Below are 26734 nucleotides of genomic sequence, written 5' to 3' on the forward strand. Positions count from 1 at the left end.
TCAAGCAGTTGCTACAAGGTCGTCTGAAACCCAAATTGAGGTTTTCAGACGACCTTGTCGCATATTCACAAAAGATTGTCGGGAAAACGATAGTTTTTTTCCACAATGTCAGCCATCAAAAATATAAAATACAACAATTCTCATTTGTAAAAGACCGGAGAAATTGATGTTCCGACCCAATCTGACCGCTGCCGCCGTTGTGGCCGCTTTATCTTCCACTGTATTTGCCGCCGAAACGGCCGAGCTGGATACTGTCCATGTGAAGGGGCAGCGTTCGTATAACGCGATTGCCACCGAGAAAAACGGCGATTACAGCTCGTTTGCCGCCACTGTCGGCACAAAAATCCCCGCATCTTTACGCGAGATTCCGCAATCCGTCAGCATCATTACCAACCAGCAGGTAAAAGACCGCAACGTTGATACCTTTGACCAATTGGCGCGCAAAACGCCGGGCCTGCGCGTGTTGAGCAATGACGACGGGCGTTCGTCGGTTTATGCGCGCGGTTACGAATACAGCGAATACAACATCGACGGCCTGCCCGCGCAGATGCAGAGTATCAACGGCACGCTGCCCAACCTGTTCGCCTTCGACCGCGTCGAAGTGATGCGCGGCCCGAGCGGCTTGTTCGACAGCAGCGGCGAGATGGGCGGTATTGTGAATTTGGTGCGCAAACGCCCGACCAAAGAGTTCCAGGGCCATGCGGCGGCAGGGTTTGGTACGCACAAACAATATAAAGCCGAAGCCGACGTTTCAGGTCCTCTGAACGCCGACGGCAGCGTTCGCGCCCGTGTGATGGCGCAGACTTCAGGTGCGTCTCCCCGTCCGGCGGAGAAAAACAACCACCACGAAACCTTCTATGCGGCGGCGGATTGGGACATCAACCCCGACACGACTTTGGGCGTAGGCTATCTCTACCAGCAACGCCACCTCGCTCCATACAACGGTCTGCCCGTCGGCAGCAGCGGCAATTTGCTGTCCCTGCCCAACCACACTTTCGTCGGCGCGGATTGGAACAAATTTAAAATGAACAGCCATGACGTGTTCGCCGATTTGAAACATTATTTTGACGACGGCGGCTACGGCAAAATCGGTATGCGCTATTCCGACCGCGATGCCGACTCCAATTACACCTTCGCCGCCAACAAACTTTCTGCCGACAATAAGGCAAACGTCGTCGGCTTAGGCACGGAAATCAAACAAAAAGCCTTCGCGGTTGACGCAAGCTACAGCCGTCCGTTTGCCTTGGGCAACACCGCAAACGAACTCGTCGTCGGCGCGGACTACAACCGCTTGCGCAGCACCAACGAGCAAGGCCGTGCAGCCGTTGCGCGTAATGTTGCCTTGGGCGATTTCCACTCCGTTCCCTATGTCAACCTGATGCAGAACGCCCGTGCCGGCGCGCGCGGTTACAGCCATACCGTCGCTACTGAAAACCTTGACGAATTCGGCGTTTACGGCAAATCCGTCTTCCATCCGGTCGACAGGCTGTCGCTCATCGGCGGCTGGCGTTTGGGACACTACAAAATCGAAGCGGGCGAAGGTGACGAGTTGCACAAAGCCAGCAAAACCAAGTTTACCGGCTACGCAGGCGCAGTTTACGACTTGAACGACAACAACAGCCTCTACGCCAGCTTCTCCCAACTTTACACACCGCAAACCAGCCTCGGCACCGACGGCAACCTGCTTAAAGCGCGCGAAGGCAACCAGTTTGAAGTCGGCTACAAAGGCAGCTACATGGACGACCGCCTGAACACCCGCGTCTCCCTCTACCGCCTGAAAGACAAAAACGCCGCCGCACCGCTGAACCCGAACAACCGCAACACCCGTTACGCCGCCTTGGGCAAACGCGTTATGGAAGGCGTTGAGACCGAAATCAGCGGCGCGATTACACCGAAATGGCAAATCCACGCAGGTTACAGCTATCTGCACAGCCAAATCAAAACCGCCGCCAACTCGCGCGATGACGGCATCTTCCTGCTGATGCCCAAACACAGCGCAAACCTGTGGACGACTTATGAAGTTACGCCCAAGCTGACCATCGGCGGCGGCGTGAACGCGATGAGCAGCATCTCCTCGGCGGCAGGGCTGCGCGCGGGCGGCTACGCCACATTCGACGCCATGGCGGCATACCGCTTCACGCCTAAGCTGAAGCTGCAAATCAACGCCGACAACATCTTCAACCGCCACTACTACGCCCGCGTCGGCAGCGCAAACACCTTCAACATTCCCGGCTCGGAGCGTAGCCTGATGGCAAACCTCCGCTACGACTTCTAAAAACGGGAAAAGCAAAAGGAAAACAAATCACCGCCAAAAACCAGAAGACCAACACATTACGGAAACAGACCGGACAGGCAGGGAACACCACCTGTCCGGTTTTATCATTTATGTCCATGTATTCAAATATAGTGGATTAAATTTAAATCAGGACAAGGCGACGAAGCCGCAGACAGTACAGATAGTACGGAACCGATTCACTTGGTGCTTCAGCACCTTAGAGAATCGTTCTCTTTGAGCTAAGGCGAGGCAACGCCGTACCGGTTTAAAGTTAATCCACTATAGAAAAAACAGCAGATATAGCCCAAAGGTCGTCTGAAACATCCGCCAACCCGATAACACACACAACACACCCCACCAACACAACCGACAACCCCGCCATGACCTCACGCACCGTACACTGGCAAGCCGCCCGCCTGCTGCAAGCCGAAGAAACCCACATCCGCTCCGAGCACACCGGCCGCAGCTACCGCATCCAAACCGCCGCCATCGGCGACCCGCCCCCGCAAGGCTATCCCGTCCTCCATATCCTCGACGGCGACGCCTTCTTTCCCGCCGCCCTCAGCATGGCGCAATCCCTGCTCATCAACCCCATGACCCGAAGCCGCGCCGCCTGCCTCATCGTCAGCATCGGCTATCCCAACGGCGAAGTCCGCGACCTGACCCAACGCGCCCTCGACTACACCCCGCCCCTGCCCGAAACCGCCACTGAACCAGACCGCCGCCAGTACGGACAAGCCGACCGCTTCGCCGCCTTCCTCGACCACGAACTCGCCCCGACCCTTGCCGCCAAATACCCTGTCAACCCCAAAGAACAAGCCCTGTTCGGACACTCCTTCGGCGCATTGTTCGGACTCTATTCCCTCTTCACCGCCCCCGACCGCTTCAAACACAACCTGCTCGCCTCCCCCTCCATCTGGTGGCACAACCGCCGCGTCCTCGACTTCCTCCCGTCCGCCCTCCCCGCCGACACCGCCGTCCGCATCAGCGTCGGTGAACACGAAGGCCGCAGCAACCGCCCCGAACAAATCGGCAGGGAAATGGTCGCCCAAGCCAAACTGCTTGCCGGCACCCTCCAACACCTCGGCGCAGACGCACAATTCACCCTATACCCCAACGCCAACCACGGCAACACCCCCTTCTACGCCCTCCCCGACCACATCGAATACCTCCGCCAAGCGTGGCAGAAGAAATAAACCGGCAGAAACGAAAAGCCGTATGCCCAACAAACAGGAATACGGCTTGAGTGGTGGCGGTTAGGGATTTTCAGACGACCTTGATTCAATTTTTTATGCGATCAACGTAGGTTTTATTCAATTAAATTGGAAATCCAACCCGTAGCGTGGGCTGCGCCCACGAAATCTGCTATCTAAAAATCCAAATCAGACAACCGCCAAATGGGCATCCATTTCGGCATTCATCTCGTGGACAAAGCCCACGCTACTCGTTGCCACAACGGCAACCTGTCCCTTCCCCCGTCCGGCGGGGGAAGGTTAGGATGGGGGTGGCTTTACGGTTTTAGGTAAAAGCAAATTCGTATTCGTACCCCCCGTAGAGCCACCCTCTCCCCAGCCCTCTCCCGCCGGACGGGAGAGGGGGCGGGTTGCAGGTAAAAAAGAGGTCGTCTGAAAACTTTGGGATTTGGGTGTTAGGGAAACCCGTTCACGTTCGTTTTCAGACGACCTTTCATTCAATCAATGCAAGCTTGGGATAACTCAAGTAGCGTGGGCTGCACCCACGAAACCTGCTATCTAAAAATCCAAATCAGACAACAGCCGAGTGGTTACTCATTTCTTGGGTAAAGCCCACACTACTCATTGCAGCAACGACAACCTGTCCCTTCCCCCGTCCGGCGGGGGAAGGTTAGGATGGGGGTGGCTTTACGGTTTTAGGTAAAAGCAAATTCGTATTCGTACCCCCCGTAGAGCCACCCTCTCCCCAGCCCTCTCCCGCCGGACGGGAGAGAGGCAGGTTGCAGATAAAAACAAGGTCGTCTGAAACCTAAATCTCGAGGCTTTCAGACGACCTTTTATCCGCCCCTCCTATTTCCACCACCCGCTACTCAGCGGGAACGTTATCGGGTCGTAATACTTCGGCAGTTGTTGCGGGATGCCGAGGTTGTTGCGGTAAACGACGCGGTAGCGGTCGGCGTACCAAGCGGGGACGATGATGTATTGGTGGCGGATGGTGCGGTCTAGTGCCCGGGAAGTGGTTTTCAGCTCTTCGCGGTTGGTAAAGCTGCCGAAATGTTTGAGCAGCTTTTCGACTTCGGGGCGGCACACGCCGGCGAGGTTTTGGCTGCCGGGGATTTTGGCGGCATCGCAGCCGAAATAATCGTATTGTTCGTTGCCCGGGCTTTCGCTGTTGGCATAGACGGTAATGGTCATGTCGAAGTCGAAATCGTTGAGACGCCTTTGGTATAAGGCAGGGTCGGTAACGCGGATGTTCATGGTGACGCCGATTTTGGCAAGGTCGCGCTGCCATTTGGCGGTAATGCGTTCGTAGTTTTTGGATGCGGTCAGGAACTCGAAGGTCAGGGGTTTGCCTTGGCTATCGGTCAGTTTGCCGTTTTTATAGCGGTAGCCTGCTTTTTCTAAAAGGGCGCGGGCTTTGAGCAGGTTGGGGCGTATGCCTGTCTTCGGGTCGGTTTGGGGCGGTTCGGGGACGGGTTGGTTCAGGACGGCGGGATCGAGAGTGTTGCCGAGGGACTGGAGCAGTTTCAGTTCCGCGCCTTGCGGTTTGCCTGTCGCCGCCATCTCGCTGTTGGTGAAGAAGCTGTTGCTGCGGCGGTATGCGCCGTAGAAAATGCGGGCGTTGACGCTTTCAAAATCGAAGCTCTCGACCATCGCCTGCCGCACAAGGATGTTGTTGAACGGGACGCGGCGCATATTCATAACAAAGCCCTGCATGCCGGCATTGCTTTGTTGCACCCATTCGTATTTGCCCAAGCCGCGTTTGGCGAGCATTTCGCCGGGATAAGCCCGCGCCCAGTTTCGGGCGATGTTTTCATAAACGAAGTCGTATTGTCCGGCTTTGAGTCCTTCGAGGCGGACGCTGTTGTCTTTGAAATATTTGAAGCGGACGGTGTCGAAGTTATATCTGCCTTTGCGGGTCGGGAGGTTTTGCGCCCAGTAGTTTTTGTCGCGCGCGTATTCGCTCATGCGCCCGATGTCTGCTTTGACGAAGCGGTAGGGGCCGGAGCCGATGGGCATTTTGTTTGCGCCTTTTTCCAGCCCTTCGGGATAGCTTTTATGCGAAAAGACAGGCAGTTGCCCCAAGACCATGTGTAATTCGGCATTGCGCTGTTTGAAGCGGAAAACGACTGTCCTGTCGTCGGGCGTTTCGACTTTGGCAACATCGCTCCAGTAGATGCGGTAGGAGGGATTGGCGGCTTTGTCTTGGGTAAGCAGGCGGAAGGAGGCGGCCACATCTTTGGCAAGCACGGGATCGCCGTTGTGAAATTTGGCTTTCGGGTTGAGCCTGAATGTTGCCGACAGCCCGTCTTCGGCAAGTGAGAAGTCTTCCGCCAGCAGCCCGTACATGGAGAAAGGTTCGTCCCAACTGTTGTCCGTGAGCTTGTCCACGGTCAGCATGAGGACGCCGACTTCTTTGTCGCCTTTGAGGGTAAACGGGTTGAACGTATCAAAGCCGCCCTGTATCGGCAGGGAAAACACGCCGCCTTTGGGCGCGTCGGGATTGACGTATTCGTAGGCGCGAAAGTCGGCGGGATATTTCGGCTCCTGCCCCAAACCTAAACCGTATGCGGCAAAAGCGGTGGCAGTGGAGAAGGAAAGCAGCAGGGGGACGAGGGTTTTCATAGGGTTTCAAACCGAGCGGGACGATGAAGCCCGATTATAGCAAAAGGTCGTCTGAAAACCGTTTTCAGACGACCTTTTGCTTAATTATGGTTTTGGCAAATAAGGTTTGCCGTTACACTTAATATCTTTTTCCAAAACAGAAAATTCTGCTCTGAATTTGTCAGCCAGTTCGACGGCGGCTTTTCGCTCTTCTGCATATTTGCCAAAGCCGAATTTAGGCAATTTCCCTTCCGCATCCCGATAACGTTGGCTGAGTTTTTTACATTCTTCTTGATGGGCTGCGATTTTATCTTTCATCCGCGCATCAATTTTTTTATAACGGCTTTTGTCAACATACATCTCTTTTTTATCATCTGAAAGGTTGATCGGCATTTCACCGAATAATGTACCGATGCCTAACTTACCGTCCCGTTCGACTAAGACAGTCGCCTGAGGTTTGCCCGTTAAGAAACTGATGTCGGTAAGAAAATAGTTGCCGTTTTCCTTTTTAATCTCGACAATATTCTCTCTATCGATGTCTTGCTGACGCCAATAACCTACATAATCGTCGGTACTTTTCCCGCACGATGCCAATAAAACAGTAGCACAAACCGCCAAAATCAAACGTTTCATACCGATTTCTCCATAAAATAGAATTATAAAGCAGGACAAATATAATATTTTTTTTTAAAAAAATTTGTCAAATATAATTTTCGAAACCATCTGTCAGGCAATAAGAAAAGGTCGTCTGAAACCGCTTTCAGACGACCTTTTGCCGGTATCAATAAGAGCGTTTACGCTTTCTCGCACTTCCCGTATATGAAGCGAATTCAGCCAGCGTCATGTCCAGATTCTTCAAACAGGGCCTCATGACCGCACCGAAGGTACGGCTTATTTCATCACGCCGGTCTGTCGAACGGCGGTAAACGAAGAGCTTGAAGAGCTCGCCCAACTCAATCGAATCTGCCCCCGTCTTCAATACCCAGCCCTGACGGCCGTTGTAGATATAGCCGCTTTGCGCAAGCTTTTCCAGAAGTTCTCCCAATTTATCGTAACCCATATTGATGTATTCTCTAAACTCCTGGACAGTCAGCGCCCTACCTTCTTCTTGCGCATCATTTAAGAGGATCAATATTTTCAGCACATCATCAAACCGCCTGCTCGAATCCAAATCCCTGCGAAACGCCTCTCCCTGCCAATAAGACAGCGACGAAGTCAGCACTGCGCCGCCCAACAGCAGCGTCCAGAGCAAATTCAGCCACGCCAAGAAAAACGGCACGGCGGCAAACGCTCCGTAAATCGAGCGGTAGCCGTCGAAATTGCCCATATACCAGGCAAACAGGAAACGAGCCGTCTCCAAGCAAAACGCGGTAATCAAAGCCCCTATGAAAGCATGGCGCCCGGGCACAAAACGGTTGGGTACGAATCGGTACAGACACCACAGCAAAAGCGTTGCGAAAAACAGCGTGCCTAAGGTTTGCAGCACTCCCCCCATCCATTGGGGCACAAACGAAGCCAGCGCGGAACCTTGAAACGAGCCGACCATAAAGGAAATGCCTACACCCAAAGACAACGGCCCGAAAGTCAGCAACGCCCAATACACCAAAAACTGCATCATCCAAGGCCGCTGCGTATTGACCCGCCAAATCCGGTTAAAGGTATTGTCTATCGTCCGAATCAGCATCAACGACGTAACCATGAGCATCACACTGCCGATCGCCGTCAATTTCCCCGCCTGATCGCGAAAATCATTGATATAATCGAAAACCATCTCGGCACCCTGCGGCACGATGGTCTGGTTCACAAACGAGACGAAAGAATCCGACCAGCGGTCGAACACAGGAAAAATCGAAGCGACCGCCACCATCACCGTCAATACCGGCACCAAAGCCAGAAGCGTCGTAAAGGTCATACTCGACGCCGCCTGCGGCACGCGCTCCTCATCGAAACGCCGGACGACAAATCGTGCAAACGCAAAGAGCTTACTGCCCGACAAACCTTGCCACCATTTCAAAAACAGCATAATCTTTCCCAAAAATTAAAAATAAAAACAGCAATAATAAAAAATTTTGCCGGAAAACCGATTCATATCCTGCTCAGGACAAACACTTCCCCCGAAGCCCGGCCTTCCCGCAAATCCGCCATTATAACGGAATACCCAAATGAACCCAAACCCCCTCAAAATCCTCGTCCTCTACTACTCCCAAAACGGCAGCACCCTCAACCTCGCCCGCCAAATCGCACGCGGCATCGAAAGCGTCGCAGGCTGCGAAGCCGTATTGCGCACCGTCCCCAAAGTCTCCGCCGTCTGCGAAGCCGTCGAAAAAGACATCCCCGACAGCGGCGCACCCTACGCCACCGCCGAAGACCTCAAAACCTGCGCCGCCCTCGCCCTAGGCAGCCCCACCCGCTTCGGCAACATGGCGGCCGCCATGAAATACTTCATCGACGGCACCATCCCCCTGTGGCTCGGCGCAGAACTCGCCGGCAAACCCGCCACCGTCTTCACCAGCACCTCCTCCCAACACGGCGGACAAGAAACCACCCTGCTCACCATGATGCTCCCCCTCCTGCACCACGGCATGATCATCAGCGGCATCCCCTACACCGAAGCCGCCCTCGGCAACACCCAAAGCGGCGGCACCCCCTACGGCGCATCCCACGTCGCCGGACACGACAGCAAACCCGTCCTGACCGCCGAAGAAAACGACATTGCCTTCGCACAAGGCAAACGGCTGGCAGAACTCGCCGTCAAGTTGGCTTAAAGCGGGCAGTTTAGAAATCCAATCTGCCAAAAGCTAAAAGGTCGTCTGAAAACCTGATTTCCAAGTTTTCAGACGACCTTTTACCAACATCTGCCCGTCAAGCCGAAAAATCCTTATATGCCATCGAAGCAATAATCAGCAAAACCGTTACAACCAAAACCTTACGGATGATTTCCCCGTCTGAATTAATAGCATGGAGGCTGCCGAAATGGTTGCCCAACAAATTCGCCAAAATCATCGGGATTCCGATTAGGAACGCCATTTTCCCCGCTATCAAGAAAGCGACGAATGCCCCGATATTAGAAGCAAAATTGAAAATCTTGGAAGTAGCCGAAGCCTGCAACAACGACAATTTGTTGATGACAAACAAAGCGATGATGAAAATGCTGCCCGTGCCCGGTCCGAAAAACCGTCATAAAAACCAACAATCAGACAAGTTAAAAAGACGGCGATAGCGGATTTTTTTATCTCGCCGCGTTCATCGTCTTTTTTCAGCAAAACGCCTTTGAACAAAGTTGCCAGCAAGCCTATGGGTAAAAACGCAAGAATGATGTAATTGATGGTTTCCACAGGCAGAATCAGAATGACTTTCGCACCGACGAACGCCCCGATTAAAGCCGCAACGATGCCGACCGGCACAATGCGCCATACAATCGAACTGCTTTTCATAAAGTTTTTAATCGCAGCCACCGTACCGATGGTACTCACCAATTTTTCCTGTGCCAACGCGACCTGCGGCGGCAGGCCGACCATCAAAAACGCAGGAATCAAAATCAGCCCGGCTCCGCCCGCAATAGCATCGACATAGCCCGCAATCAAAGACGCGGCAACCAGCAGGAAAAGACCGAGATAAAAATAATCGGCAATGATACTGCCAGGAATAAATAGTTGCTCCATAGATTGTTTCCTCTTGATTAAATTTAAATTTTTGTAGGTAGTACAGTACGCAGGGCTGTTGAAAACCTCAAATAAAGTGTCGGTACATTAATGACCACTACAAAAATTGTCAACACTATTTATTTTTGTAAAAATAAACTGCAAATCAGTTAACCGATTCAAACAGTTTCTTCTGCCAAAAGGTCGTCTGAAAACCTGATTTCCAAGTTTTCAGACGACCTTTTTATTATTCTCAAATCCCGTCATCCCAGTTTTTTAGCCATGATTAAACCGCCCCTCGCGCAAAAATGTTGCGGTCTGCTCAGCAGTAATGTGCTTAAACAGCATACCGCTGTGGCTGACGGGCAAGATAACGTGGTCGCGCATATTCGGACAGCGGGTTTCGCTGACCAAAACCGTACCGTCGTGTTCGCCGTGCAAACCCAATACGCGCCCCAGCCCGAGCGGTTTGTTACCAGCGATGCTGCCCAATTCGATATGCTCGGGCAAATCGGGTGTGCCGCCGTCGAGCGCATCGCGATAAGCGCCGCCGAGTACGTGGGTTTTCAATCCGAGCCGGAACACCCTTTGCGCAGCCCGGCTGCCTTGGTGGGGCGTGCCGAAGGTAACGATGCGTCCGGTAATTTTTTCGGGGTGGGCGGCGGCAAAGTGGCGCAACACCAGCCCGCCCAGACTGTGTCCGGCAAAATGCAGAGGCTCGCCCGTATCGTGTTTTTCAACAAATTCCGCCAATGCCTGCGTGTGCTGCTGCATGGTGTGCCAGACACTGTAATAACCGAACAGGGCAACGTCAAAGCCCTGCTTTTCCAGCATATCCGCTAAAGGTTTCATCACCCAAGAGTGCATGTGCAGTCCGTGCAATAAGATGATTTTCGACATGAGGGCCTCCTGTATTTTTGCCGCCAGCATTATGCCATAAGTCAGTCAGACCATATTGCGGACGCGTTTTGTCTTTTGAAAACGGGTTTAAGCTCCGGTTAAAATCTGTTGCCGTATTTTCAGACGACCTCGGTTTGGGCGGATCAGGTTTACAAGTCCGCCGCAAAGCAAAAAGGTCGTCTGAAAACCTGATTTCCAAGTTTTCAGACGACCTTTTGTTCAGTCAACGCTTACTCGTCGGCTTTATAACCTTTGAGGGCAAAGAAGACGATGTAGAGGTAGCACACGGCTGATACGACAAAAGACGACATCAGGCTGTAAGTATCGACCGCCCAACCTTGTACGACCGGAACAATCGCACCGCCGACAATGGCAGTACAGAGTACGCCTGAAGCAGCATTGGTGAATTTACCGAGATTTTTGGTCGCCAGCGAGAAGATGGTCGGGAACATGATGGAGTTGAAGAAACCGATGGCAAGCAGCGACCACATGGCGACGTCGGCATTGCCTTTACCGGTCATCATGGCGATGATGAGCAGGACAACAGCGATAGTGGCATTGAAGGCAAGGTAGCGGTTGGGCGCGATTTTCGCCATAACTGCCGAGCCGAGGAAGCGTCCGACCATGGCGCCGCCCCAGTAGAACGACAGGTATTGGGCGGCGGAAGCATGATCCATCCCTTTCAGGAAGCCCAAGACATTGACCATCAATGAGCCGATGGATACTTCGGCACCGACGTAGCAGAAAATACCTGCCGCACCAAGGACGAGGTGTTTGTATTGCCACACGCTGCTTTTGCCGTCGTGGTTGTGTTCGCTTTCTTCTTCGGCGATTTTGCGCGCGTCAGGCAGGCGGATCATCTTCACGAAGACGGCAAGGATAATCAACAGGCCTGCCAAACCCAAGTAAGGGATTTGAACGGAGGAAATCTGTTCGGCTTTGCTGGCGGTCTGCGTCGCATCCGCCAGAATCAGGAACGCGCCGATTTGCGGGGCGATGGTCGTACCCAATGAGTTGAATGCCTGCACCAAAGTCAGCGTAGCGGATTCTTTGCCCGGTTTCGCCAACAAGGTTACATACGGGTTGCCTGCAACCTGCAACAGGGTTACGCCTGAAGCAAGAATGAAGAGCGCGCCCAAGAAAGTCGGGTAAGAGTGACTGCCCGCAGCGGGATAAAACAGCAAGCATCCGACGGCGGTCAGCAAGAAGCCGCCGATGACGCCGTTTTTATAGCCGATTTTACCGACGAGATGCCCCATCGGAATCGACATGATGGCATAGGCGGTAAAAAAACAGAATTGAATCAGCATCGCCTGAACATAAGTCAGCTCGAAAATTTCTTTCAGATGCGGAATCAGGATGTCGTTCATGCAGGTGATGAAACCCATCATGAAGAAGAGCGTGGTCAGGACGACCAGCGCGGGATTATGGTTTTGTTGTGATGGCGCAGACATGATTTGCCTTTCGATTTATTGGAATTGACCGTACAAACAGTTAATATTCGTTAATAACGGGCCGAATCATACTGGCTTTTGCCATTCTTGCAAACACTGGAAATGCGCCGACTACATAGAGTTTCAGCAAGATTCTGTCCGATAACCCATTTTTATAGACAGAATCCGTCTGAATTTTACAATTAACCTAGCCGCAAACGACTTATAGTAGATTAAATTTAAATCAGGACAAGGCGACGAAGCCGCAGACAGTACAGATAGTACGGCAAGGCGAGGCAACGCCGTACTGGTTTAAAGTTAATCCACTATAAAATCTTATTTCAGACGACCTTTGACCTGACGCAAATTTATCCGCCATGCCCCTCATTTACGCCTATCTCGGACTCGCCGCCTCCGCCTTTACCTCCGCCACCATCCTGCCCGGCACGTCCGAAGCCGCCTTCGCCGCGTTTATCTACACCTATCCCGAACAGGCATACGGCGCGTGGTTGTGCGCCGGACTGGCAAACGGCTTGGGCGGCATGGTTTCCTATTGGATGGGGCGGCTGATTCCGTCCAAGAAAAGGTCGTCTGAAAAAACCCTGCGCCTGCTCCAACGCTGGGGCACCCTGCCCCTTTTGTTTGCCTGGCTGCCCGTCATCGGCGACGCGCTGCCCATTGCCGCAGGCTGGCTCAGGCTCAACCCCTACACCTCCGCACTCATGCTCCTGACCGGAAAAATCCTGCGCTACGGCATCATCCTCGCCGGCATCAAAGGCATGATGTAAACCATTTGCACAAAACCTGCCGCATTCATTTTCAGACGACCTGAAACAGCGTAAAATCCCAAAGGAAATATCCCGTCCCTTCATTTTTTTCAAAGCGAGAAATCATGTTCTTCAAGCACATCGAAGCCGCCCCCGCCGACCCCATCTTAGGCTTGGGAGAAGCATTCAAAGCCGAAACCCGTCCCGAAAAAGTCAACCTCGGCATCGGCGTTTATAAAGACGCATCCGGCGCGACCCCCATCGTCAAAGCCGTCAAAGAAGCCGAAAAACGCCTGCTCGAGAGCGAAACCACCAAAAACTACCTCACCATCGACGGCGTTGCCGACTACAACGAGCAAACCCAAATCCTCCTCTTTGGAAGAGACCACGAAATCATCGCCAGCCGCCGCGCCAAAACCGCCCAAAGCCTCGGCGGCACAGGCGCATTGCGTATTGCCGCCGAGTTCGCCAAACGCCAGTTGAACGCACAAACCGTCTGGATTTCCAACCCCACATGGCCCAACCACAACGCCATCTTCAAAGCCGTCGGCATCCTAGACAAGCCCTACCGCTACTACGACGCCGCCAAACACGGCCTAGACTGGGACGGCATGATTGAAGACCTGAGCCAAGCGCAAAAAGGCGACATCGTCCTGTTGCACGGCTGCTGCCACAACCCCACCGGCATCGACCCTACTCCCGAACAATGGGAAACCCTCGCCAAACTCTCCGCCGAAAAAGGCTGGCTGCCGCTGTTTGACTTCGCCTACCAAGGCTTCGGCAACGGCCTCGAAGAAGACGCATACGGCTTGCGCACCTTCCTGAAATACAACAAAGAATTGCTCATCGCCAGCTCCTATTCCAAAAACTTCGGCATGTACAACGAACGCGTCGGCGCATTCACCTTAGTCACAGAAGACGAAGCGACCGCCGCCCGCGCCCACAGCCAAGTCAAAACCATCATCCGCACCCTCTACTCCAACCCCGCCTCCCACGGCGCGAACACCATTGCCCTCGTATTGAAAGATGCGGATTTGAAAGCACAATGGATTGCCGAACTCGACGAAATGCGCGGCCGCATCAAAGCCATGCGCCAAAAATTCGTCGAACTGCTCAAAGCCAAAGGCGCAAATCAAGACTTCGACTTCATCATCGAACAAAACGGCATGTTCTCCTTCAGCGGCCTCACGCCCGAACAAGTCGACCGCCTGAAAAACGAGTTCGCCATCTACGCCGTGCGCTCCGGCCGCATTAACGTCGCCGGTATTACCGATGACAACATCGACTACCTGTGCGAAAGCATTGTAAAAGTGTTGTAATCCGCATCAGGCAATACCAAAAGGTCGTCTGAAAACCTAGGCTTCAGGTTTTCAGACGACCTTTTGGTATTAGGACAGACAGATGAGTAAGGACACAATTGAAACCGACGACAAACGCCTTGCCCTGCGCGTATTCGGTTTAACCGAAGGCGAATTGGCAGCTTTACGCGAAATTGCCTGTAAGGAATACGGAAAACCCCGTGTATCGCTGCTTGCAAAAAATACGCTCAAAGCTCGGTTGGTTGCACTGGAAGAACCCGAACTGGTCAGACTTCCACCGCCCACAGGCAGCAGGCGCATTACAGTCCGCCTTCCAGAAAAAGACCGTGCCTACCTCGAAGCCGCCACCGAAAAGCACAAAAGCAGCGTGAACGACATCATACGCGATATAGTCCAGTCGCACGTCCGCAAACATCCCCTACTGACGGCGGCCGAAGTCAAAGTGCTTTTCCAGTCAAACTACCAGCTTTTAAGTATAGGCCGCAACCTCAACCAAATCGCCCGACAGCTCAATAGGGGCGAAGGCGCATCCCTCACGTCCGAGCAGATCAAAGCCCTGTCCCAATACATCAAACAGCACACCCAAAGGGTCGGCGACGTACTGCGTACCAACCGAAAACGCCTGTCCGAATAGGAGCAAAACCGTGTCCCTGCACCGTAAAATAGACGACTGGTTCTTGGGCTACAAAACCCGTTCCGTCCGAGCTAAAGATTCCGGTATCCCCATCCCAAAATCCAAACACCGGGCAAATTCCCGCGTTCCGCTCAAACCGGGCAGCGGTTTGGCCAACCTGACAGCCGCCGCAAAAAAACACCCTGAAGTCATGGTTAAAATCCCCAAGCGTCTTAGCCGTAACTCTAACGGTATGCAGGGCATACGCAACCATTTGGACTATATTTCCCGAAATGGTAAAACTACTGTCGAAAATCATTCCGGCGAAAAGTTAAATGGAAAGAAAGCTGTCAAATCACAGCTTGATGACTGGCAGAAACTTAATATTCCCGAAAGAGGCAAACATAGGGAAGCTCTCAATATCGTCCTGTCAATGCCTGCCGGAACACCTCCACAGGCGGTATTGAATGCAGCACGCAATTTCGCCGCCGAACAGTTTGCCGACCATCAATACCTCTTTGCTTTGCATCACGAATCTGAAAAAGAAGGTGAACCCGAGCATCCCCATGTCCATTTGTGTGTATTGATGAGAGATACTTATGGGCAGCGACTTAACCCACGCAAAAACGACCTTTTTGAATGGCGTGTCCGTTTTGCCGAAAAACTCCGTGAGGAAGGCATAGAGTGCGCCGCCACCAAACGACAGCACAGGGGAAAGATACACAAAGCCGAAAACGGCATAGTGAAAGCAATGAAGAAACGCGGAGCGACCCCCCGCATTGAAAAGCCGCGGCTGGAGGAGTTGAACCAAGCCATCAAGAACTTGGAACGACCGACACATCCCCACATTCAGAAGGTCATGCAGACACGCGGTTACATATTGGCTGAATACGGTCTAATTGCCAAAGAACTGTATAAGATGGGACACAAAAATGAAGCCCGGCTTATCAGTAAACTTGCTAAGGATATGGTCGGACAGCCTCTAAGCACCAAAGCTCAACAGGAATACGACCAAAAAGTCAGACCTCAAATGCAACACGAAACCCGCTCTTTCAAGCAATCAAATGCTGAACAAGACAACGACCCCTTTCGTTAAACGATAAAGCAAAAGCCCTACGGTCATACAGACATCTGTACGGCCGTAGGGCTTTTTTGTTTTTTTGATGAGTCAAACTGTGCAAATCATGTTGCCCGTTGGGCAAACAGAATGGACAATTTGAGTCCATATTATTTCAAATTGCCCTATTATTTAATATTGGTCAATTAGAGCATACTCAAATTACCCATCTTGTCCCATATAAGGAGCAACAGTGTTTCCCGACAAATATAATCTCAGCCTGAAAGAAAATATCTTTTTGGCCAAAAAGGTATTGGTTGCCCAAATCCACAATCTAAGCAGGTTTGAAAACTGTCAGACAACTTTGTTGCAGACCGAACAGATTATCAACGGGCAAAATATTGCCTCGGTATCCTTGAACGATATTCAGACCATCCTAAACCTCAAGCGTGCCTATCAATATGTGATACGCCATATTTCAGACGGCTTTCCTGTTGACATTTCACTGTTAAAAAAAATCAACAGTATCGTTTCCCAAGAAGATTCATTGGCTCTCGGAGATTTTCGTACCGGTACAGTCGGCGTTACCCTAGTTGACGGATCGCGCCATACCCCGCCCGCCATATCGGAAGTTGAAGTGCAGAACCTGTTCGGTCAAATTGCAAACCGAAGCCGTTCAACCACTGAAACTGCCATCCGCTCCATGTTGGCCTTTATGCGGCAGCAAATCTTTTGGGACGGCAATAAAAGAACGGCCACGCTGTTTGCCAACGTGCTGTTAATAGAAAAAGGCTGCGGTATTTTGGAAATTTCCGAACTGCAAATGCCTGAGTTCAACGAAAAACTTTCAGCTTTCTACCGCTCTGGCGATGATTCCGATGTGGTCGCCTTCCTGTATCAAAACTGTATTTTTGGTATCGACTACTGAGGCCGACAATGAAAGCAGCGAGAATTTACCAACGTGTCAGCACCGAAGAACAAAATCTCGAGCGGCAAAACACCCTAATCGAACAAGCCAAGGCTGAAGGTTACTACATTGCGGGAGTCTATAAAGAAAAGGCTTCCGGCATCCGTGCCGACCGACCTGTGTTGAACCAACTGATTGCAGACTTGCAAGAAGGCGACGTAATCATAGCCGAACATATAGACCGCATCAGCCGCCTTCCTTTGGCAGAAGCGGAAAAACTGGTCGGCCGCATCCGCGAAAAAGGCGCGATCCTGTCCATTCCCGGCATTATCGACCTGAGCCAAATCCAAACTGATTCCGAAATCGCCAAAATCGTTTTGGACAGCATACAAACCATGTTATTCAAAATTGCCCTACAAATGGCCAGAGACGACTACGAACAACGTCGTAACCGCCAAGCCGCCGGTATTGCCGAGGCAAAAAAACAGGGGCGTTTCAAAGGTCGTCAAGCAGATATCCAAAAGCATAAACTGATTGTCAGCCTACGCCAAAACCATACCCTTCAAGAAACGGCCGCTCTAGCCGGATGCAGCGTATCATTAGTCAAATTGGTAATGCGGCAACATAAACAATCTCAAATCTCAAAAGAGGAATGAAAATTGGCTACATTAATGCAGAAAGACGCTCTAATTGAGCGTGTTGCCAGTGTACAGGCACTTATTTCACGCAAAACACCCTATTCGGAGGTGCGCTCGGAAGACCAAAAACGCATTGCTGAGTTGCGTGGTTTCCTATACGACACCAAACCGGAAAATATCGACTTCAATCGAATAGCGGAGGAGTGTAATGTCTTGTATCAAAAATATGATGCTATACCTTAAAAACTCAAGAATAAATAACTATGACGAAATATCATACATCCTATTAAAAACTGAACTAAGCACTTGTTCTGAAGTGGTAAATTTATAATTAAATACCATCACATCCTATAATTTTATGTATAGAACTATCTCTAAAAGGTAGATACTACCGTGTACGGACATCGGGCGATGATTAAATTAGGTCGCACCCTTTGATGAACTACTGCCTACTATTGTTATATTTAACCTGGTATAATGTATTTCACGCTGCTTATAATTTATAACTAATAATTTCACATTTCTTAATTAAAATTTACAAGGAATAGAATGGCACAATTGCGTTTTTTGGATCTTTTTGCTGGCGCAGGCGGACTTTCCGAAGGATTCATTCAGGCAGGTTACAAGCCCGTTGCTCATATTGAATCAGACAAGGCCGCCTGTTTTACTCTTCAAACTCGCATGGCTTATCACTGGTTAAAATCCGTTGATAAGCTAAGCTTATATGTTGATTACTTAAAAGGGGAATTAAACCGTACTGAATTTTATAAAAATATCCCTGAACATATTTCAAAGACGGTAATTAATAAAGAAATTTCAGAAGATTCTTTAAAAACAATTTTTAGTCAAATTGATGACTTACTTGAAAATTCTTCTCTTGATCTGATTATAGGTGGTCCCCCATGTCAAGCTTATTCTTTGGTCGGCAGATCATGCGACTCTAATAAGATGCTTGGTGATAAACGTAATTATCTGTACAAATTTTACGGTGAGTTTCTAAAACGTTACCAACCAAGATATTTTGTCTTCGAGAATGTAACGGGACTTTTGTCTGCAAAAGATGCTGACGGAAGATATTATTTTGAAGAAATGAGGATGCTTTTTAAAAAGTTAGGATACGAAACAGAATATCGCATCCTTAATGCAAATGATTATGGTGCACTTCAAGCTCGTAAAAGAATTATCCTTATGGGTAGAAGAGGAGAAAAAACAGGATTTTATCCTCAACTTGAGATTGAAAGACCCAACGTGTGTGTCAATGAAATATTTTCAGATCTTCCTGTAATTCATGCAGGAGAGGGAAGTGTGCGACCATGCAAGACGAAGAAATATTCCGGTCAATGGTTGTATGATTCAGGTATAAAAAACGATAACATCCCTGTTACATGGCATATTGCGCGTCCGCTGAATCAACAAGATTCAGAAATATATCGTATGGTAGCAGATCTGTGGAGCAAGGAAGGTAAAAGGATGGAATATAATGATTTACCTGAAAACCTTAAAACTCATAAGAATCGTACCGCATTTGCGGACAGGTTTAAAGTTGTAGCAGGTAATTTATCCTCATCTCATACAGTATTAGCTCATCTTGCAAAGGATGGGCATTACTATATCCATCCAGATCCCAAACAGAATAGATCAATCACTCCTAGAGAAGCTGCACGGCTCCAAACTTTTCCAGATGATTATTACTTTGAGGGGTGCACTGATAAACCAAGTAGAGCCGCTGCATTCAGGCAGATTGGTAATGCTGTTCCAGTTATACTGGCAAGAAAAATTGCAGAAAATTTGAAGGAGAATTGGCATGAGTGAAAATGCTTATAAAATAAGACCGGCTGGACGACATTTATTAACCATCGGTAGAGATCTGATTCAGGACAGTTATGCTGCTATCGTTGAGCTTGTAAAAAACGCTTATGATGCGGATTCAAAATCTGTGGAAATACATTTTAAAGCGACTGAAAAACCATCAGAAAATATAAGTGGCAATCCTGAGAAAAGAATAGAGATTACTGTCCGTGACTATGGTCATGGGATGTCACAAGATACTGTGATTAACAAGTGGATGGTTCCATCAACGCCGGATAAGCTTGAGCGCAGAACAAGTCCGGATGGTCGAATTATGCAAGGTCGTAAAGGGATAGGCCGCTATGCTGCATCTATGCTTGGTTCTACCTTATTACTAGAGACAGTTTCAGAAGGTGCCGAAAAAACAACAGTTTTGGTTGACTGGCGTGATTTTGAAAAATCTGAATACTTGGATGATGTTGAAATTTTAGTTGAAAGCCACTCAACTAAAGAACCTCATGGAACTACTTTAACAATCGAGGGTGGACAGGATTATTACAAAGAATGGGATAAAAATCAGTTTATTAGATTAAATTTTGAATTAAAAAAACTGATATCCCCAGTGCAAAATTCAATCGACAAAACTGCTCAGGACTTTCAGATTCATCTGAAAATCAGTGGGTTTTCTGATTTTGAAGATATAGAGGAGACCATTGCCCCATACCCTATCTTTGATTTATTCGATTATAAAATTTCTGGGAAAATTGAATCAAATGGCAAAGGTACTCTGACTTATACTTTGCAGAAAGCAAGAAATACAGTAGACGAGGTTATTTCATTTAATTTAGGAGAGCCTACTAGTTGTGGTGATTTAATCTTTGATATCCGTGTTTACGACAGGGAAAAAGAATCAATAGAACAATTAATCCACCGCGGTCTTAAAGATAATAATGGCAACTATGTTGGAAAATTGCTGGCCCGACAGATTCTTAATGATTCTAATGGGATTGGAGTTTATCGTAATGGATTTCGGATTCGCCCCCTTGGGGATCCTGAATTTGACTGGTTGCAGCTCAATGAAAAGAGAATTCAAAAACCTGCTCAAAAAATTGGTAGCAACCAAGTAATTGGTTATGTACTAATTGGCTCTGAGGAAGAATCCGATTTAATAGAGAAGAGTGCAAGGGATGGTTTGCGTGATAATAACGCTTATAAACAATTGCAGAAGATTACAAACGATGTGATTAAAGAGCTGGAAATACGGAGATTCAGTTTTAGGCGTAAAGTAGGATTGAGTAAACCTGCACTTAAAGTTGAAAAAGAGCTTAATCGGATTTTGTCTTTTGATAATTTAAAACAAACTGTTCATAAAAAATTGATTGCAGGGGGAATGAATGAAAAATCAGCAGAAGAAGTTATTGAATTGATCAGTAAAGAAGAAGAAGAAAAAAGCCAGACAGTAGAAGAAATCCGTCAAGCTATTGCGACTTACCAAGGACAAGCAACCTTGGGGAAAATTATGAATGTGGTTTTACATGAAGGCCGAAGACCACTAAATTATTTTCGCAATGAAGTTCCTAGAATAGATAGATTTATCAAGAAATACAAGGAAACAAGTGATTTTGAACATATAGAAACGATTGAATCAATTGCACACAATACAGTTTCAAACGCTAAAACATTTTCTGACCTCTTTTTACGACTAGACCCTCTTGCCATGGGAAAACGCCCAGCTAAACGACAATTATCTATAGAGAATGAAATTTCTAATTGTTTTGCAATATTTCGTCAACAAATGGAAGATAAGGGCATTAAATTCAAAATTAGTGGAAGTGCAATTATAGAAGCATGGCAACAGGATATTGCTGCTATATTTACTAATCTTATAGAAAATAGCATCTTTTGGCTGTCAGAGAAAAATACTGACATTAGGGAAGTTATGATCAGTATTATTACTGAGAAAAATTCTTTAAGTTATATAGATTTTCGTGATACAGGTCCTGGGATAGAATCCAATCTTATTGAGGATAATCTTATATTTGAACCTCAATTTAGCACTAAACCGGGTGGTACAGGTATCGGTTTGGCAATTGCAGGTGAAGCTGCTGATAGAAACGGGTTAAAACTTACAGCTTTAGAATCTACTACCGGAGCTTATTTTAGACTTTCTACAAAAGGGTATGAAAATGAATAATATGACGTTAATTCTTATCGAAGATAACGTTGAAGAGACGCAATCTTGTCAGAACGCCGTAAAAGATTTTAATGATGATCACAAAGACAAGAAGTGGTGTATTCGGTTAGAAACTTATACCAATATAGAGAATGCATCAAAAGCATTAGAGAATTCTTACTTTGATGGTGCAATTATCGATATGAAATTAGCTGATTCTGGCAATGAGGGAAATCAGGCTTTAGATGTAATAAGAAAGCATTTAAAACGGATACCCGTAGCAATATATACTGGAACTCCTGATGTTGCAGATGTAACAGATATTCCTTCAATTGGTCTGTTTAAAAAAGCAGATATAACATATGGACAGCTTATATATAAATTTTGGGATATTTACAAAACTGGATTAACCAAAATAATGGGAGGAAAAGGTCAAATTGAACAAAGTCTAAGTCAAATTTTTATAAAATACCTTCTTCCTAAAATTTCACCGGAACCAACAGTTTCAGAAAAGAGTAATTGGGTTTCTTATGCAGAAGAAGATCCGGATAACACGGAAAAAGCTTTACTGCGCTATACGCTTAATCATCTCATTCATGAATTATATAAAAGCAGTGAAAATTGCTACCCTGATGAAATGTATATACATTTGCCAAACCTAGAGCTGGATCAAGTAAAAGTAGATACAGGGTGCATTTTAAAAAATAAAGATAACAATAAATTTTATATTGTTTTGAGTCCTGCTTGTGATTTGGCAGAGCGTGAAGGGGGAGAATGCAATACTGATAGAGCATTACTGGTTGAGATTCAAATGCTTGAAGATATTTTATGTGATGACTATTTTATTAGTAATTGCCATGGTGGTAAAAAACTTAAAAAAAGGCAGAGAAGTAATCTTGAGTCTCAAGGAGAGTATCTTTCAAAGCAACAAGATAAAGACTTAATAAAATACCAAAGAAATACAAAAAATTTGTATTATTGTTGGCTTCCCAAGACTAGTTGTTTTAATAATGGAGCTGTCATTAATTTTAGAAGAGTCTCTACATATTCTCAAGAAGAGCTAGATAACTCTTTTAATAGCCCTGTTATTCAAGTAGCCAGTCCGTTTCTAAAAGACATAATATCGCGATTTTCATCCTATTATGCACGACAAGGGCAACCTGATATTAATATAAATCTATGATTTCAATTCTTCAATAATGAACATAAACGGGCTGTCCGAATATTCGCGACAGCCGTTTTTTTCTGTTAAAATGATTTCGTTACAAATTCAAATATAGCATCATGGATGAAATTCCTAAAAGACGAGGTGGTCGTAGAGAAGGAGCTGGTCGAAAAAGCAAATCTGGTGAAGCAACGGCAGTCAAGCGTATTCCTGTGTCGCTGATACCAACAGTGGATGCCATGATTGCTTTTACAGCTATGCCTCAAGGCAGCCTTATACCCATCAATCGGACAACACTAAAAGTCCCATATGCTCTCGAGAAAATTCCCGCTGGCTTCCCATCGCCGGCGGAGCCGTATGTTGCTGACTATCTCGATTTTAACGAATACCTTATTACAAACCCGTCTGCCACTTTCGCCGCACGTTCCGGCGGCTATTCCATGCTCGACGCGGGTATCGGTAAAGACGATATTATGATCATCGACCGATCCAAAACGCCGAAGCACGGCGATATTGTGATGGCCGATGTTGGCAATGAGTTTACGATCAAACGACTGTACAAAGTTCCAGGTCGCAAGCCTGAGCTACACTCTGAAAATGCCTCCGGCGAGTACCCGGATTTTGTACCAACCGATGAAGACACATGGTCGGTTGTCGGTGTTGTGACTTTTGTCATAAAAGATGTCCGACAGGGGAGTTAAGATGTTTGCCCTCATTGACGGGAACAGCTTTTACTGTTCTTGTGAAAGAGTTTTCAGACCGGAATTGAAGAATATCCCAGTCGTTGTCCTGTCAAACAACGACGGCTGTGTGGTTACCCGTTCTGCCGAAGCAAAGGCGCTTGGCATCAAGATGGGCGAGCCGTATTTCAAAGTAAGACATTTAGTGGGACAAGGCCGTCTGAAAGCCTTTTCCAGTAACTACGAACTCTATGCCGACTTGTCCCGCAGGATGATGGAAACCATCGCCGGTTGTGTCCCTGCGGTTGAAGTCTATTCAATTGACGAATGTTTCGCCAGTATGGCCGGTATCGAAAACCTCGCCGAACTCGGCGGCCAAATCAGACATCGCGTATTGCAGTGGGTTGGTATACCGACCTGCGTCGGCATCGCACCGACCAAGACGCTGGCCAAGTTTTGCAACCATCTTGCCAAACGTTACCCCGATCACTTTGGAGGAGTGGTGGTTTGGTCAGATTGGAATGAGTCTGTCCGCCTTCGTGCCTTGCGTAGCCAGGGTGTCGATGAGATTTGGGGAATCGGGGGGAAAACGGCGGCCAAACTCGCAGCACAGGGAATTTATACCGCATTAGACTTCGTTCGAGCGGATACTGCGACCCTACGCCGGCGATACGGTGTGACGGTCGAACGGACGCAGCGAGAAATGCAGGGTATTGCCTGTGATGGTTTGTACCTCGAACCACAAACAAGGCAGAATCTTGTCCGCAGCCGCAGTTTTGGAACGTGTATCGAAACGCCGGAGGCGTTGCAGGCGGCGATTACACATCACATCAGCTCGGGGGCGGAAGCCTTGCGTCGTGACGGACTGGCGGCTTCTGCCGTTACCGTATTCTTACACACGGATTTTTTTCGGGAAGAAGCCCCTCAATACCATAAGAGCCTGAGTCGTAACTTGGCCGTACCGACAGCTGATACCGTCATTCTGAACCGCGAGGCGCAAAATCTGTTGGCGGATGTTTATCGAAGCGGCTACCTCTATAAAAAATGCGGGATTGAATTGCATGGGCTGAAACCAGCCGGACAGGTACAGACTGACCTTTTGCAGTCCGAAACTAACAATCCGGTCATGGAGGCATGGGATAAAATCAATCGTCGGTACGGTAGAGGCCATCTGAAACTTGCGTCAGAACTATTGGCTAACAACTGGGAGATGAATAGGGACAGATTGAGTCAATGCTATACCACACGTTTTGTTGATTTACTCATAGTTTGACAGAGGATTGTCCCCATGACCTTATCAAATTAAAGATGGGCGGTGGCATATGGAAATTTCAAATGAAGTGTTACGGCATATTTCATTTATCCGGTAAATTTCCTGCCATGCCTTATGCAGTAAAATGTTCCGCACAATTGGGGTGGCTTTCAATATCCGGTATCGGTAAAAATAAATTTTTCGTCGGTTACACCAAATCCTCAAAAGCTCGTCTTCGTCATTAATCACGATATGCTTCAGAATCAACCCTTTTGAACCCACAGGAAGCAGGTAACGTGGATCAGGGTTATCAAAGTGCCGTCCTGATCCGTTAAAGTCATAAAGAATGTTTGGCTTCATCCCCGCAATATCATGGGTATCTCGTGGTTCGGAGATCTTCCCTTTCCATTCAAAGCACAATGTCGCCGATCGGTTTCCAAGCTCGTGTACCGGGACTTCGCCAAACGTACCCAAAAAATTCATCCCACCATCGTACTCCGTAATTTTAAATGGAGTATCAAACCTGCGGTTTGCTATCAACATATCAAACAAGCGATCAATGTGTTCACGCCTTAGTAAAAGCATTAGTTTTCCTTATGTGTTATTTTCCATCCCTGCCCACGTCAAACACCGCTCAAAATCGACAAAGGCAGATATTTTGTCTAAATAGCTCCAGTTTAAGAGCTGTCAGCTACTAGATTGAATAGTATTAATCTTGCATAAATAAAAAAGCCCGCCGTAGGGGGCAAGAGAAAAACAGGCGTGGCAATTTTGCAGGCTGCCGAAGGTGCCGGAAAAGTTGCCTAAGTCTGTTTTTCTCTTGGGGGCGTGAGGACGTTTCGGCAGAACCTTGAGAGGCGGTAACAGGGCCGCGGCGGGCTTTTTTTTCTTTCATTTCCCTTCAGCATATAAAGGTCGTCTGAAATCGCCGTTTCAGACGACCTCTATATCTTAGTCATTGTAAATAATCTGCTCTACCCGTCCACCATATATGCGGGTAATTAGCCTTGAAATCTTCAATTTTCCATTGAATGTTTTCATCGTAAGCTCCTGTATCATAGATATATTTTTATCAGAACCTATAAAATGTGTTGCCCTAATAAACCTTTTCTAATGCTTGCCTCTACTTCAGATACGTTTTCGAACATCAACAGCTTTATTAGGGCTTCAGTTTCCAGCTCCGTTTCAGCGGGAATTTTACCTTTAAGGCATTCAGAAAACATTTTGTCATACGTTTCACGCGGCAATAATGTAAATGTATCTGTCATCGTTCCAACGCGATAATCATGTCAGGTGTCTTTCAGCAAATCATAGGTCAAATCTGAACTGCCTTTTAAAGCGGTTGCAAAAAGTTCGACACAATCGTCAGCCGTCAAGCCGTCATTCAGTGCATCCATATGCCGCCACATCCGCATAAAAATTTCTCGGATTTCCTTTGGGCTTAACGCTGAAATTTCATTTAAAATTCTATCTATCATATTCACTTCTTTAACTTCTTGAATCATCACTCTTCTGTCTTTCTTTAAAACAAAACCAACTGTTCTTCCAATGTCAATAAGGGGGCGGTTATCTTCGTTTCGTCTTGACTGTGCTGTTTTGCGTCGAAAGCGGCTATTTTGTCGGCTTCAATTTCGGCTTTCATATCGTCTTCAAAACCGCCACGCAACCAATGCACTGTGCGCCATGCCGTATAAAATTCGTTTTTTATACTGTCTCCATGTATGATTTTTGCGGGGATACCGTAAAAATGGCATTGCACAAAACACATCCACACACATAACACGTCTATATCGACCGCAACCGCTGCCATATGTAAAGTCGGAACTTTTCCGCTATCTGCGATATGTTCCGCAAAGGCAAGCAGATTCGCACCGCTGCCGCAACATGGCTCAAGCAAAGAAACAAATCTTTGTTTCTCCAGTTTCTCCGCCGCATCGATTCCTACCAGTCTCGCCATCATCCTTGATACTGACATCGGCGTAAAATACTGCCCGTTACGCTCGTTCGACGCGCCCAAGTCCATATAAAGCTCACCCAAAAAATCTTCGTAGCTTCCGACGTTCACCGCTCTAATGCAGCCCGAAGCCAAAACGCCCAACAGCTCAGGAAAGATTTTAAAAGCCTCTTCTTTATATTCTCGGCGGATAGTGTGGTATCGCTCCTCGCGTATTTCCCAATCATCATCCCGCATATAACTATTAAAAATCGCAAGTGCTGCCAGCTCTACGAAATCACGGAAAACATCAGACGGCTTATACGTCGCACCGAATGAATAAATGAGTTTTTTCAGGTCTTTAACCGTGTTATCCATTTTTTTCTCCCGAAGGTT

Annotated in this window: 25 protein-coding genes and 1 pseudogene; 16 read left to right on the plus strand and 10 right to left on the minus strand. The window is 48.1% G+C overall.

Annotated features, from left to right (window positions below; all coding sequences use genetic code 11):
* The first annotated feature begins 166 nt into the window (after positions 1-166).
* On the plus strand, positions 167-2275 hold the full coding sequence (locus RSJ68_08680) for a TonB-dependent siderophore receptor (protein ID WNU96515.1): 2109 nt from the start codon (positions 167-169) through the stop codon (positions 2273-2275).
* A gap of 380 nt (positions 2276-2655) precedes the next feature.
* Positions 2656-3471 (plus strand): alpha/beta hydrolase, encoded by an 816-nt coding sequence (locus RSJ68_08685; protein WNU96516.1) that lies wholly within the window; start codon positions 2656-2658, stop codon positions 3469-3471.
* A gap of 846 nt (positions 3472-4317) precedes the next feature.
* Here RSJ68_08685 and RSJ68_08690 read toward each other — a convergent pair.
* The 3 genes from RSJ68_08690 to RSJ68_08700 all read right to left on the minus strand — a co-directional run bounded on the left by RSJ68_08690 (position 4318) and on the right by RSJ68_08700 (position 8095).
* Complete coding sequence (locus RSJ68_08690; protein ID WNU96517.1) at positions 4318-6093, minus strand: extracellular solute-binding protein; 1776 nt, start codon at positions 6091-6093, stop codon at positions 4318-4320.
* Positions 6094-6177: 84 nt separating this feature from the next.
* Entirely contained in the window at positions 6178-6705 is a 528-nt protein-coding gene (locus RSJ68_08695) for a hypothetical protein (GenBank protein WNU96518.1), read from the minus strand.
* Between the two features lie 148 nt (positions 6706-6853).
* Complete coding sequence (locus tag RSJ68_08700) at positions 6854-8095, minus strand: YihY family inner membrane protein (protein WNU96519.1); 1242 nt, start codon at positions 8093-8095, stop codon at positions 6854-6856.
* 139 nt (positions 8096-8234) lie between these two features.
* Here RSJ68_08700 and wrbA point away from each other — a divergent pair, with 139 nt between their 5' ends.
* Positions 8235-8837, plus strand: a complete 603-nt coding sequence (gene wrbA / locus RSJ68_08705) for an NAD(P)H:quinone oxidoreductase (protein WNU96520.1) — start codon at positions 8235-8237, stop codon at positions 8835-8837.
* Between the two features lie 97 nt (positions 8838-8934).
* Here wrbA and RSJ68_08710 read toward each other — a convergent pair whose 3' ends face one another.
* The 4 genes from RSJ68_08710 to RSJ68_08725 form a co-directional block, all read right to left on the minus strand.
* Positions 8935-9207 (minus strand): hypothetical protein, encoded by a 273-nt coding sequence (locus tag RSJ68_08710; GenBank protein ID WNU96521.1) that lies wholly within the window; start codon positions 9205-9207, stop codon positions 8935-8937.
* The gene (locus RSJ68_08715; GenBank protein WNU96522.1) at positions 9111-9734 is read right to left on the minus strand and encodes a TSUP family transporter; all 624 of its coding nucleotides are present in this window, start codon (positions 9732-9734) and stop codon (positions 9111-9113) included. Before RSJ68_08715 ends, RSJ68_08710 begins: the two co-directional genes overlap by 97 nt.
* A gap of 255 nt (positions 9735-9989) precedes the next feature.
* The gene (locus RSJ68_08720) at positions 9990-10613 is read right to left on the minus strand and encodes an alpha/beta hydrolase (GenBank protein WNU96523.1); all 624 of its coding nucleotides are present in this window, start codon (positions 10611-10613) and stop codon (positions 9990-9992) included.
* Between the two features lie 230 nt (positions 10614-10843).
* Complete coding sequence (locus RSJ68_08725; protein WNU96524.1) at positions 10844-12067, minus strand: sugar MFS transporter; 1224 nt, start codon at positions 12065-12067, stop codon at positions 10844-10846.
* Positions 12068-12261: 194 nt separating this feature from the next.
* On the opposite strand from RSJ68_08725, the pseudogene RSJ68_08730 reads away from it, so the two are divergent.
* From RSJ68_08730 to RSJ68_08790, 13 genes and pseudogenes are all read left to right on the plus strand, one after another.
* Positions 12262-12375: pseudogene (locus RSJ68_08730) on the plus strand (IS5/IS1182 family transposase).
* A gap of 48 nt (positions 12376-12423) precedes the next feature.
* Positions 12424-12834, plus strand: a complete 411-nt coding sequence (locus RSJ68_08735) for a YqaA family protein (protein ID WNU96525.1) — start codon at positions 12424-12426, stop codon at positions 12832-12834.
* 104 nt (positions 12835-12938) lie between these two features.
* A complete protein-coding gene (locus tag RSJ68_08740; GenBank protein WNU96526.1) occupies positions 12939-14132 on the plus strand; it encodes an amino acid aminotransferase in 1194 nt (397 codons plus the stop codon).
* An 82-nt stretch (positions 14133-14214) separates the two neighbouring features.
* Complete coding sequence (gene mobC, locus RSJ68_08745; GenBank protein WNU96527.1) at positions 14215-14766, plus strand: plasmid mobilization relaxosome protein MobC; 552 nt, start codon at positions 14215-14217, stop codon at positions 14764-14766.
* Positions 14767-14776: 10 nt separating this feature from the next.
* Positions 14777-15841 carry a traS protein gene (locus RSJ68_08750; GenBank protein ID WNU96528.1) on the plus strand — a complete coding sequence of 355 codons (1065 nt, stop codon included), beginning with the start codon at positions 14777-14779 and terminating at the stop codon, positions 15839-15841.
* A gap of 214 nt (positions 15842-16055) precedes the next feature.
* Positions 16056-16730, plus strand: a complete 675-nt coding sequence (locus RSJ68_08755; GenBank protein WNU96529.1) for a Fic family protein — start codon at positions 16056-16058, stop codon at positions 16728-16730.
* Positions 16731-16738: 8 nt separating this feature from the next.
* Positions 16739-17365 carry a recombinase family protein gene (locus RSJ68_08760; protein ID WNU96530.1) on the plus strand — a complete coding sequence of 209 codons (627 nt, stop codon included), beginning with the start codon at positions 16739-16741 and terminating at the stop codon, positions 17363-17365.
* 3 nt (positions 17366-17368) lie between these two features.
* Positions 17369-17590 (plus strand): hypothetical protein, encoded by a 222-nt coding sequence (locus tag RSJ68_08765; GenBank protein ID WNU96531.1) that lies wholly within the window; start codon positions 17369-17371, stop codon positions 17588-17590.
* Between the two features lie 306 nt (positions 17591-17896).
* Positions 17897-19159 (plus strand): DNA cytosine methyltransferase, encoded by a 1263-nt coding sequence (locus tag RSJ68_08770; GenBank protein ID WNU96532.1) that lies wholly within the window; start codon positions 17897-17899, stop codon positions 19157-19159.
* Positions 19152-21329 (plus strand): sensor histidine kinase, encoded by a 2178-nt coding sequence (locus RSJ68_08775; GenBank protein WNU96533.1) that lies wholly within the window; start codon positions 19152-19154, stop codon positions 21327-21329. The genes RSJ68_08770 and RSJ68_08775 overlap by 8 nt, the downstream gene beginning before the upstream one ends.
* Complete coding sequence (locus RSJ68_08780; GenBank protein WNU96534.1) at positions 21322-22491, plus strand: response regulator; 1170 nt, start codon at positions 21322-21324, stop codon at positions 22489-22491. Before RSJ68_08775 ends, RSJ68_08780 begins: the two co-directional genes overlap by 8 nt.
* 101 nt (positions 22492-22592) lie before the next feature.
* Entirely contained in the window at positions 22593-23174 is a 582-nt protein-coding gene (umuD, locus tag RSJ68_08785; protein WNU96535.1) for a translesion error-prone DNA polymerase V autoproteolytic subunit, read from the plus strand.
* 1 nt (position 23175) lies between these two features.
* A complete protein-coding gene (locus RSJ68_08790; GenBank protein ID WNU96536.1) occupies positions 23176-24426 on the plus strand; it encodes a Y-family DNA polymerase in 1251 nt (416 codons plus the stop codon).
* Between the two features lie 24 nt (positions 24427-24450).
* Here RSJ68_08790 and RSJ68_08795 read toward each other — a convergent pair whose 3' ends face one another.
* From RSJ68_08795 to RSJ68_08805, 3 genes are all read right to left on the minus strand, one after another.
* Positions 24451-24990, minus strand: coding sequence for a hypothetical protein (locus RSJ68_08795; GenBank protein ID WNU96537.1), 540 nt, complete (start codon positions 24988-24990; stop codon positions 24451-24453).
* Positions 24991-25694: 704 nt separating this feature from the next.
* Positions 25695-25910 (minus strand): hypothetical protein, encoded by a 216-nt coding sequence (locus RSJ68_08800; protein ID WNU96538.1) that lies wholly within the window; start codon positions 25908-25910, stop codon positions 25695-25697.
* Between the two features lie 17 nt (positions 25911-25927).
* A complete protein-coding gene (locus RSJ68_08805; protein ID WNU96539.1) occupies positions 25928-26716 on the minus strand; it encodes an N-6 DNA methylase in 789 nt (262 codons plus the stop codon).
* Between the last annotated feature and the right edge of the window lie 18 nt (positions 26717-26734).

It is taken from the genome of Neisseria sp. DTU_2020_1000833_1_SI_GRL_NUU_006 (assembly GCA_032388755.1).
Classification (GTDB): Bacteria; Pseudomonadota; Gammaproteobacteria; order Burkholderiales; family Neisseriaceae; genus Neisseria; species Neisseria sicca_C.

Bases quoted from the DNA above. Each gene is read 5' to 3' on its own strand.
- RSJ68_08680 (WNU96515.1), top strand. From the start codon at position 167: ATGTTCCGACCCAATCTGACCGCTGCCGCCGTTGTGGCCGCTTTATCT.
- RSJ68_08685 (WNU96516.1), top strand. From the start codon at position 2,656: ATGACCTCACGCACCGTACACTGGCAAGCCGCCCGCCTGCTGCAAGCC.
- RSJ68_08690 (WNU96517.1), bottom strand. From the start codon at position 6,093: ATGAAAACCCTCGTCCCCCTGCTGCTTTCCTTCTCCACTGCCACCGCT.
- RSJ68_08695 (WNU96518.1), bottom strand. From the start codon at position 6,705: ATGAAACGTTTGATTTTGGCGGTTTGTGCTACTGTTTTATTGGCATCG.
- RSJ68_08700 (WNU96519.1), bottom strand. From the start codon at position 8,095: ATGCTGTTTTTGAAATGGTGGCAAGGTTTGTCGGGCAGTAAGCTCTTT.
- wrbA (WNU96520.1), top strand. From the start codon at position 8,235: ATGAACCCAAACCCCCTCAAAATCCTCGTCCTCTACTACTCCCAAAAC.
- RSJ68_08715 (WNU96522.1), bottom strand. From the start codon at position 9,734: ATGGAGCAACTATTTATTCCTGGCAGTATCATTGCCGATTATTTTTAT.
- RSJ68_08720 (WNU96523.1), bottom strand. From the start codon at position 10,613: ATGTCGAAAATCATCTTATTGCACGGACTGCACATGCACTCTTGGGTG.
- RSJ68_08725 (WNU96524.1), bottom strand. From the start codon at position 12,067: ATGTCTGCGCCATCACAACAAAACCATAATCCCGCGCTGGTCGTCCTG.
- RSJ68_08735 (WNU96525.1), top strand. From the start codon at position 12,424: ATGCCCCTCATTTACGCCTATCTCGGACTCGCCGCCTCCGCCTTTACC.
- RSJ68_08740 (WNU96526.1), top strand. From the start codon at position 12,939: ATGTTCTTCAAGCACATCGAAGCCGCCCCCGCCGACCCCATCTTAGGC.
- mobC (WNU96527.1), top strand. From the start codon at position 14,215: ATGAGTAAGGACACAATTGAAACCGACGACAAACGCCTTGCCCTGCGC.
- RSJ68_08760 (WNU96530.1), top strand. From the start codon at position 16,739: ATGAAAGCAGCGAGAATTTACCAACGTGTCAGCACCGAAGAACAAAAT.
- RSJ68_08770 (WNU96532.1), top strand. From the start codon at position 17,897: ATGGCACAATTGCGTTTTTTGGATCTTTTTGCTGGCGCAGGCGGACTT.
- RSJ68_08775 (WNU96533.1), top strand. From the start codon at position 19,152: ATGAGTGAAAATGCTTATAAAATAAGACCGGCTGGACGACATTTATTA.
- RSJ68_08780 (WNU96534.1), top strand. From the start codon at position 21,322: ATGAATAATATGACGTTAATTCTTATCGAAGATAACGTTGAAGAGACG.
- umuD (WNU96535.1), top strand. From the start codon at position 22,593: ATGGATGAAATTCCTAAAAGACGAGGTGGTCGTAGAGAAGGAGCTGGT.
- RSJ68_08790 (WNU96536.1), top strand. From the start codon at position 23,176: ATGTTTGCCCTCATTGACGGGAACAGCTTTTACTGTTCTTGTGAAAGA.
- RSJ68_08795 (WNU96537.1), bottom strand. From the start codon at position 24,990: ATGCTTTTACTAAGGCGTGAACACATTGATCGCTTGTTTGATATGTTG.
- RSJ68_08800 (WNU96538.1), bottom strand. From the start codon at position 25,910: ATGATTCAAGAAGTTAAAGAAGTGAATATGATAGATAGAATTTTAAAT.
- RSJ68_08805 (WNU96539.1), bottom strand. From the start codon at position 26,716: ATGGATAACACGGTTAAAGACCTGAAAAAACTCATTTATTCATTCGGT.